10 protein-coding genes are annotated in these 8,324 nt (G+C 73.3%); 4 read left to right on the forward strand and 6 right to left on the reverse strand.

Annotated elements, in window-relative coordinates; all coding sequences use genetic code 11:
- Window positions 1–30: 30 nt before the first annotated feature.
- A complete protein-coding gene (locus ACFW9D_RS32235) occupies window positions 31–903 on the reverse strand; it encodes an ATP-grasp domain-containing protein (protein ID WP_384627836.1) in 873 nt (290 codons plus the stop codon).
- Between the two features lie 109 nt (window positions 904–1,012).
- On the opposite strand from ACFW9D_RS32235, the gene ACFW9D_RS32240 reads away from it, so the two are divergent.
- The gene (locus ACFW9D_RS32240) at window positions 1,013–1,846 is read left to right on the forward strand and encodes a hypothetical protein (protein ID WP_384627839.1); all 834 of its coding nucleotides are present in this window, start codon (window positions 1,013–1,015) and stop codon (window positions 1,844–1,846) included.
- Window positions 1,847–1,890: 44 nt separating this feature from the next.
- Here the strand turns inward: ACFW9D_RS32240 and ACFW9D_RS32245 are convergent, their stop codons facing one another.
- Window positions 1,891–2,214: a DUF952 domain-containing protein gene (locus ACFW9D_RS32245; protein WP_384627841.1), complete on the reverse strand. Its 324-nt coding sequence runs from the start codon at window positions 2,212–2,214 to the stop codon at window positions 1,891–1,893.
- 17 nt (window positions 2,215–2,231) lie between these two features.
- On the reverse strand, window positions 2,232–2,819 hold the full coding sequence (locus ACFW9D_RS32250) for a dihydrofolate reductase family protein (protein ID WP_384627844.1): 588 nt from the start codon (window positions 2,817–2,819) through the stop codon (window positions 2,232–2,234).
- Window positions 2,820–2,960: 141 nt separating this feature from the next.
- On the opposite strand from ACFW9D_RS32250, the gene ACFW9D_RS32255 reads away from it, so the two are divergent.
- Window positions 2,961–3,551, forward strand: a complete 591-nt coding sequence (locus ACFW9D_RS32255) for a TetR/AcrR family transcriptional regulator (RefSeq protein WP_188336922.1) — start codon at window positions 2,961–2,963, stop codon at window positions 3,549–3,551.
- 16 nt (window positions 3,552–3,567) lie between these two features.
- Here the strand turns inward: ACFW9D_RS32255 and ACFW9D_RS32260 are convergent, their stop codons facing one another.
- The 3 genes from ACFW9D_RS32260 to ACFW9D_RS32270 all read right to left on the reverse strand — a co-directional run bounded on the left by ACFW9D_RS32260 (window position 3,568) and on the right by ACFW9D_RS32270 (window position 6,853).
- Window positions 3,568–4,188: a GNAT family N-acetyltransferase gene (locus tag ACFW9D_RS32260; protein ID WP_384627846.1), complete on the reverse strand. Its 621-nt coding sequence runs from the start codon at window positions 4,186–4,188 to the stop codon at window positions 3,568–3,570.
- Window positions 4,189–4,347: 159 nt separating this feature from the next.
- Window positions 4,348–5,406: a family 2 encapsulin nanocompartment cargo protein polyprenyl transferase gene (locus ACFW9D_RS32265; RefSeq protein WP_384627849.1), complete on the reverse strand. Its 1,059-nt coding sequence runs from the start codon at window positions 5,404–5,406 to the stop codon at window positions 4,348–4,350.
- A 40-nt stretch (window positions 5,407–5,446) separates the two neighbouring features.
- Entirely contained in the window at window positions 5,447–6,853 is a 1,407-nt protein-coding gene (locus tag ACFW9D_RS32270) for a family 2B encapsulin nanocompartment shell protein (RefSeq protein ID WP_188336925.1), read from the reverse strand.
- Between the two features lie 255 nt (window positions 6,854–7,108).
- On the opposite strand from ACFW9D_RS32270, the gene ACFW9D_RS32275 reads away from it, so the two are divergent.
- Together ACFW9D_RS32275 and ACFW9D_RS32280 are read left to right on the forward strand one after the other, a co-directional pair.
- A complete protein-coding gene (locus ACFW9D_RS32275; RefSeq protein WP_188336926.1) occupies window positions 7,109–7,342 on the forward strand; it encodes a hypothetical protein in 234 nt (77 codons plus the stop codon).
- Between the two features lie 179 nt (window positions 7,343–7,521).
- Window positions 7,522–8,112, forward strand: coding sequence for an N-acetylmuramoyl-L-alanine amidase (locus ACFW9D_RS32280; protein ID WP_384627853.1), 591 nt, complete (start codon window positions 7,522–7,524; stop codon window positions 8,110–8,112).
- The last annotated feature ends 212 nt before the right edge of the window (window positions 8,113–8,324 follow it).

Genomic DNA, 8,324 nt, shown 5'->3' on the forward strand with positions numbered 1-8,324 from the left:
TACACATTGCTGGCCTTCGCCCGGCTGGTTTTAACCCCCCCGCGGCGGGGGGCCCCCCCGCCGGCCCCCCCGGGGGGGGGGGGGGGCGCGCCCCCCCCCCCCCCCCCCCCTTCGGCGTGCCCGGCCCCGGTCGAAGGGCCGGTCCCGGCCGGTGACGCGGGCCGCGGGTCCTGCCGAGCGCAGGACGACGTCGAGCGCTCGGTCCGGTGCGGCCGCGTAGACGGTGCTGAACCACGGCATGTTCGCCTCGACGACCGCCCAGGTGCCGTCCGCGAGGAGTCCGACGTCGAGGACGACGGCGCTGGGCAGGGTGGCGGCGTGCGCCGCGAGGAGGCGGTGCGCGAAGTCCCGTACGGGGGTCTGCCGCGGGTGTCCTTCGAGGGGCGCCGCGTCGAGCCGGCCGTACGTGGCGTACTGGGCGCCCGTGCGGATCTCGCCGTCGAGGACGAAGAGGCGGAACTCTGCGGTCCAGGTGACGACTTCGGCGATCTGCACCGGCGTGGCGGGCGGCGGGCCGGCCGGGAGCGCGGCGCCGTCGGCGTAGACCGCGGCCGCGAAGGACTTGTCGGTGGGCGGTTTGACGAAGGCGGGGCCGGTCAGCCGGCGCGCCTCGGCCAGGGTCGCCCGGCGCAGGTGGCGGCCGGTGACGGAGCGGGGCAGTTCGGTGAGCCAGCTGTCGGTGGGTTCCAGGAGGGCGACGCCCAGGTCGCCGGCGACGTGGGCAGCGAGCGCCGGGCCGCCGTAGTAGTGGCCCTCGGGGCGACCGCGCAGGTCCTTCGCGCCGTCGGGGCCCGCGAGTTCCACGACGTCGATGCCGCGCCGGGCCGCGGCTCCCGCGAGCAGTTCACGCGTCGGGCTCGCGTGCGGGGTGACGGCGAGGAAGGGGCGCGGGGCGGCGGTCATGCGGCCCATTCCACCAGGCTGCGCGGGCCGTCGGGGCGTACGGGACACTGGGCGGCATCGCCCCCTACAGGTGTCCCCCGCCGCCCCGATCGTCCCAGGAGCCCCGCCCATGGCCCGCCGTCCCCGCGTCCTCTACGTCACCGATCTCGCCTACGAGGCCCGTGGCCGCCGCTACTGCGACGAGGACATCTTCCTGACCTCGCGGCTGCGCTCCGCGTTCGACCTCGCCCTGTGCCACCCGCGGGACGCCGCCGCGCTGATGGACGACTTCGACGGGGTCGTCGTGCGCAACAGCGGCCCGGTCATCGGCTACCCGGAGGCGTACGAGGCCTTCCGCGCGCGGGCCGTGGAGCGCGGCACTACGGTCTACAGCCCGCTGGACGGCCGCGGCGACATGGCCGGCAAGCAGTACCTGCTGGACCTCACCGACGCCGGGTTCCCCGTGATCCCGACCGTCGACCGTGCCGCCGACCTGCACCGGCTGCCGGCCGCCGAGGAGTACGTGGCGAAGCCGAAGCTGGGCGCCGACTCCATAGGCCTGCGCTTCGTCGGCCCGGACGAGCTGACCGGGCTCCCCTACGAGGACGGCCTGCTGGTCCAGCCGCGGATCCGGTTCCGCTACGAGGTGTCGTTCTACTTCGTGGACGACACCATGCAGTACGCCCTGTACGCGCCGGACCCGGAGCGGCGCTGGGAGCTGCGCCCCTACGAACCGACGGACGCGGACCGGGAGTTCGCCCGGCGCTTCGTCGAGTGGAACACCGTCCGGCACGGCATCCAGCGGGTCGACGCCTGCCGCACTCCGGAGGGTGACCTGCTGCTCGTCGAGCTGGAGGACCTCAATCCGTATCTCTCCCTCGACCTGGTGGACGAGACGACGCGGGACACGTTCGTCGCCGCGATGACGGAGTCGGTGCGCGCCGCGCTCGCGGACAGTCGCTAGACCGGGCGGGCGGGCGCTGTCAGGGCCCTCAGGCGCCGGGTGGCTCAGGGCCAGTCGCGGACCTCGGTGACGGCGGCGACGGGCAGCGGCCCGTAGATGTGCGGGAACAGCTCGCCGCCCGGCACGCCCTCCTCGTCGCGCACCGGCACGTCGAGCCGGTCCCTGTCGACGACGAGGACGACCAGCGTGCCGGGCTCGGGGTCCTTCCCGTACAACACCTCTGCGACGCCGCGCAGTTGAGGGCCGTACGAGCAGTGGATGAAGCCGACGTCCTGGAGGGTCTTTCCCCGTGTCGACCCGGTGTACGTGCCGGTGGCGCGGGCCTGCTCCCAGAGGGTGCGCTCGGTGAGGTGCAGCAGCTCAGTCATACGTACAACCTAGAGCGCTACGACTTCCTGGTGTACCGGCGGACGATCACGCCGTTCCCGAACGTGCGGTTCTCCTCCAGGGCGAACGCGGTGATCGCGCTGGAGCGGCCGGCGAACATCGGCATGCCGCCGCCGAACACCACCGGGTACGTCTTGACGATCAGCTCGTCGATCTCGTCGGCGAGCAGTCCGGCCAGTTGTGCGCCGCCGCACAGGTAGATGTCCCGGTCGCCGTCCTCCGCCTTGAGCGCGCGGACGCGGCCGACGACGTCGTCGCGGATCAGCTCGACGTTCGGGTCGGGGGACTTCTCCAGGCTGCGCGTCGCGACGAGCTCGCGCAGGTGCCCGTAGGGGCTGGTGATGCCGGCGTCGAGGCCGACCTGGTAGCTGCCGCGGCCCTGGAGGACGGTGTCGAACTTCCGGTTCGGGACGCCGTCGAGGCCGACCGCCGCCCGGACATGGGTCGGCAGGGTCTCCGGGTACTCGGCGGCGAGGAAGGCCATGAACTCCTCGTCGACGTACGTGGTGAACACGTCGCCGTTCCCGGACTCGTCGCCGATGAAGCCGTCGACGGACACGGCGACGAAGTAGGTGAGCTTGCGCAAGCTGGTCTCTTTTCGTGGACGGCAAAGGATGGTGTGGTTGCCGTGCGGCGAACCACTACACTTAGAGTGCTTCACTTGTAGTGGTTGCGCAAGCCCTTTGTGCGGCAAGCCCTCGGCGGACAGAAGGAGTTGGGTGCGGACATGGTGAGGAATCCGGAGCGCAGGGCCGCCCTCGTGGACGCGGCGGTCGAGGTGCTCGCCGCCGAGGGCGCGCGCGGGCTGACCTTCCGGGCGGTGGACACCGCCGCGGGCGTACCCACCGGCACGTCCTCGAACTACTTCACCAGCCGCGACGACCTGCTGGGCCAGATCGACACCTGGCTGCACCGGCGGCTCGCGCCGGACCCCGCGGTCGTCGAGGAGCTGCTCACCCGGCCCCGGGACCGCGCCCTGGTCACCGCGTTCATGCGCGATCTGCTGGGCCGCGCGCAGCGTGACCGCACCGGGTTCCTGGCCCTGATGGAGATGCGCCTGGAGGCGGGCCGGCGGCCCGAACTGCGCGCCTCCCTGATGAAGTCGCTCCGCGGCGACCTGGACGAGGGCGTCGCGTTCCACCTCGCGTCCGGGCTGCCCGGCGGAGCCGAGGAGGTCACGCTGCTCTACCTGGGCACGCTCGGGCTCATCCTGGAGACGCTGACGATGCCGGGCATGCTGGAGGGCGCCATCCCGGGCGTGAGCGTGCCCGAGGGGGTCGTCGAGCGGCTGGTGGAGCGGATCGTCCCTCAGGCGTGACGGCCCTGCCAGGGCGTCAGGGCTGCTGCGGCTCCCGCCACATGGGCCACAGCGAGGGGCCGTCCGGGAGGTCGAGCGCGGTGCCGGTGAAGACGAACCCGAGCCGCTCGTACAGGGCGCGGCTGCGCGGGTTGCTCGCCTCCAGGTAGGCGGGCAGTCCCTCACGGTCGCAGCGCTCCAGGACCGGCGCCATCAGTGCGGTGCCGAGGCCCTCGCCCTGCCGGTCCGGGGCGACGCCGATCATCCACAGGTAGGCGTGCGCGCGGCCCGCCGGGTGGATCTCGGAGGTCCAGCGGGCGATCTGCTCCACCCGCTCGTTGTCCGGGTCGACGGCCAGACGCACCTGGACGGCCTCGTCCTCGCCGCCCTCGCCCGCGTCGCCGTCCTCGCTCCGGTGCGGCTCGGCCGGCACGTCGACCCACAGGGCCGCCGCCGAACCGTCCTCGGCCAGGTCGATGAAGCCCTCTTCGTACGTCACGTCGGTGAACACGCCCATCAGGCGCGCGTGCCGGGCCCGCCGGTACTCCTCGCCGGGCAGGACCCAGCCGCTGACCGGGTCGTCCATGAACGCCGCGTCCAGCAGTCCGACCACGAGGTCCCGGTCGCTCTCCTGAGCCCGCCGAATCCGCACACCCACGCCCGTCCGCCCCCTGTGGCTCGCACCAACCCGCTGTCCGTGCGCGGGCGTTCGCAGCCTAGGCGATCACCGATGCGACGGCGCACGGGCCCCGCTCCCCCGCCCGGAACGCGGTGGAATGCGGGGCCCGTGCGCCGCTCGGCCCCATCGGCGGAGGCGTCAGTGCCCGCGCCGTGTCACGAACTCCGCGAGCGAGAGCAGCCCGTCCGCGGACTGCGGCACCGGCACGGCGCGCGCCAGCTCGTCGACGGCGCGGGCCATCTGGTCGGCGGCCTGGGCCTGCGCCCAGTCCCGGCCGCCCGCCCGCTCGACGGCCAGCGCGATCGCCTCCAGTTCGGCGGGGCCCTCCTTCCCCGGGCCCGGTGGCCCGTACAGCGCGGCCAGCTCGTCCGCCGCGGGCCCGCCGGAGGCGAGTGCCGCGACGACCGGCAGCGACTTCTTGCGGACGGCGAGATCGGCCCCGGCCGGCTTGCCGGTGCGGGCCGGGTCGCCCCAGATCCCGATGACGTCGTCGATCAGCTGGAACGCGAGCCCCGCGGCCCGGCCGAACGCGTCGAGCGCCACGACCTGCGCCGCGTCCGCCCCCGCGTAGAGCCCGCCGAGGGCGCAGGCGCAGCCGAGCAGCGCCCCGGTCTTGGCCTCGGCCATCGCCAGGGTCTCCGGCAGCGTCACCTCTCTCGGGTCGCGCCCCTCCAGGGCGACGTCGGCGACCTGGCCGGCGCACAGTTCGACGACACAGGCCGCGAGCCGGGCCACCGCGGCCGGGGCCGCCGGGTGCGGGTCCTCGGCGAGCAGCAGTTGCGCCTGGGCCTGCAGGGCGTCCCCGGTGAGGATCGCGTCGGCGTCCCCGAAGACGGTCCACGCGGTCGGCCGGTGCCGCCGGGTGGCGTCCCGGTCGATCACGTCGTCGTGCAGCAGCGTGAAGTTGTGGGTCAGCTCCACCGCGGCCGCGGCCCGCACGGCCTGCCCGGGCTCCCCGCCGAGGGCCCGCGCGGCGGCGAGGACGAGGGCGGGGCGTACGGCCTTGCCCGCGTTCCCCGTAGCGGGCGTGCCGTCGGCGTGCTCCCAGCCGAAGTGGTGGCGGGCGACCCTGCGTATGGACGCGGGCAGTGCGTCGACGGCTCTGCGCAGTTCGGGATCGACGCTGGTCCTGGCCTGCGCCAGGGCCGTCGGTTCGGCGGACTCTGTGGTCACGGGCGGCTCCGTCGTCTGCGTCATGGGCTCACCCCCCGCCGGTCGCGCGGGCGCTCGCGCCGGGTCAACGCCACCGCCCGACCTCGACGTTCTCCAGCACGCCGAGCGCGTCGGGCACCAGGACCGCCGCCGAGTAGTAGGTGGTGACGAGGTAGGAGATGATCGCCTGCTCGCTGATGCCCATGAAGCGGACGGACAGGCTGGGCTCGATCTCGTCCGGGATGCCGGACTGGCGCAGACCGATGACGCCCTGGTCGTCCTCGCCGGTACGCATGCAGATGATGGAGGTGGTGCGGGCCTCGGTCACCGGGATCTTGTTGCAGGGATAGATCGGGACACCGCGCCAGGTCGGGATGCGGTTGCCCGCCACGTCGATGCTCTCGGGGACCAGGCCCCGCTTGTTGAGTTCGCGGCCGAACGCGGCGATGGCCTTGGGGTGCGCGAGGAACAGCTTGGAACCGCGGCGCCGGCTGAGCAGCTCGTCCATGTCGTCGGGGCTCGGCGCGCCGTCGTGCGGCTGGAGCCGCTGGTCGTACTCGCAGTTGTTGAGGAGGCCGAACTCCCGGTTGTTGATGAGCTCGTGCTCCTGGCGCTCCTTCAGCGCCTCGACGGTGAGCCGGAGCTGGTGCTCCGTCTGGTTCATCGGCTGGTTGTAGAGGTCCGCCACGCGCGAGTGGATGCGCAGCACGGTCTGGGCGACGCTCAGCTCGTACTCGCGGGGCGCCGCCTCGTAGTCGACGAAGGTGCCGGGCAGCACGGCCTCGCCCACGTGACCGGCGGAGAGGTCGATCTCCTTCTCGCCGTACCGGTTCGCCCGCTGCTCCGGGATCGCGCGCAGCCGCTCCAGGTGCTCGCGCAGCGCGTCGGAGCGCTCGGCGATCTGCTCCAGGTCGCGGCGGGGCAGTTTGAGCACGGTGCACGCGGTCGCGGCGCGGGCCGTGTACTCCCAGATGCCTTCGGTGTCGAGGAGCGCCTGGTCGCCGAAGTAGGCGCCGTCGGCGAGGACGCCGAGCACGGCGTCGTCCCCGTACGGGCCGGTGCCGATCTTCTCGACGCGGCCGTGCGCGAGGAGGAAGACCTCGTCCGTCTGGCTGCCGAACGAGGCGATGACCTGGCCGGCCTCGTACTCCCGCTGTGTGCAGCGCTGGGCCAGCTCGTCCAGCACGTCCGGGTCCTCGAAGCCGCGCAGCGCGGGCAGCTCCCCCAGCTCGGCGGGGATGACCCGGACCCGGTCCCCCGTCTTCACGAAGGTGATCCGCCCGTCGCCGACCGTGTAGCTCAGCCGTCGGTTGACCCGGTACGTGCCGCCCTGGATGTCGACCCACGGCAGCGTCCGCAGCAGCCAGCGGGAGCTGATCTCCTGCATCTGCGGCGCGGACTTGGTGGTGGTGGCCAGATTCCGCGCGGCGGATGTGCCGAGGCTCTTCTGCTCACCCGGCTGCTCCGTGCGGACCTCTTCGCCTACCGACATGAATGCCCTCCCGATCATGAACTGACCTGCGAGCGCCACCCTTCCAGTACGCTCCGCAGTCGCGCCATTACACAAATGAGCGGGAATGCATCGCTCGGATGCGGGGCAGTGGACGCGCACCCAGGCCGCGATCCATCCGGCTCATCCCGTCCGTCCCGCATCGCCGGTTTTAGGAACTCCAAGATCGGGGCGTGCGTTGAAGAGGGCGAGAGACACGGCAGACGCCGGCAGCGGACGACAGAAAAGGTGACCATGATGGCGGGCTTTCTGGACCGGGCCAAGGAGCAGGCGCAGCGCGGGCTGACGCAGGGCAAGCAGAAGCTGGACGAGGTGCAGGCGCAGCGGGCCGGCTCCGATCTGCTCAAGCGCCTGGGCGCGGCGTACTACGCGGAGCGCCGGGGCAGCGGCAGCCCGGACGCGACGCAGCAGGCGCTCCAGGCCCTGGAGTCGCACATCGCCGAGCACGGTGACAGCTTCCTGCGGAGCTGACCGCCCGCGGGCCCACCACGGCCGGCCCCGACCGCGGGGAGCGCGCGGGGCCGTCCGGGGCTGTCCGGATCGCATCGCACGGGATACGAACGAGTAGTCCGTGCGGGGCCGTTCCGGTACAAGCAGCGGTACGAGACGTTCCGCACCCGGTGGTCGTCGCGCCCGCGAAGGAGGCGGCCATGGCCCCACCCATGTCCGCGAGCAGTTTTCTCGCCGCTCTCGAGCACGAGGGCCTGACGGTGGTCGAGGTCGGCGACTGGCGCCATCACAACCGCAATCACAAGGGCGCCTGGGGCCCGGTGCACGGCGTGATGATCCATCACACCGTCACCTCGGGCAGCGCCCGCACGGTGAAGCTGTGCCGAAACGGTCATCCTGATCTGCCCGGCCCGCTGTGCCACGGAGTCATCACGAAGGACGGCCGGGTCCATCTGGTCGGCTACGGGCGGGCGAACCACGCCGGCCTCGGCGACGACGACGTGCTGCGCGCGGTGATCGCGGAGAAGGCCCTCCCGCACGACAACGAGGCGAACACGGACGGGAACCGGCACTTCTACGGCTTCGAGTGCGAGAACCTCGGCGACGGGGACGACCCGTGGCCGGCGGCGCAGCTGGAGGCGATCGAGAAGGCGGCGGCCGCGATCTGCCGCCACCACGGCTGGACGGAGCGCTCCGTCATCGGCCACCTGGAGTGGCAGCCGGGCAAGGTCGACCCGAGGGGCTTCACCATGGCGGCGATGCGCGGGCGGATCCGGGACCGGCTCAAGTAGCGGCGCGGGCCGCGGCGGCGGGCGCCCGGACCGGTGTCCGACAATGGCCGGGTGCCCCGCCCGAACCTCACCGGCCCCGCGCCGACGTCCCTGACCGGCGCCGGTCCCCCGCCGCGGCGGGCCCCCCCCCGCCCCGGGGGGGGCGCCACGCGGGTGGGGGGGCCCGGGGGGCGCCGGCGGCGGGAGCGGGGCGGCGCGTGTGCGGCGGGCCC

This window comes from Streptomyces sp. NPDC059524 (assembly GCF_042749255.1).
Lineage (GTDB): Bacteria > Actinomycetota > Actinomycetes > Streptomycetales > Streptomycetaceae > Streptomyces > Streptomyces xanthii.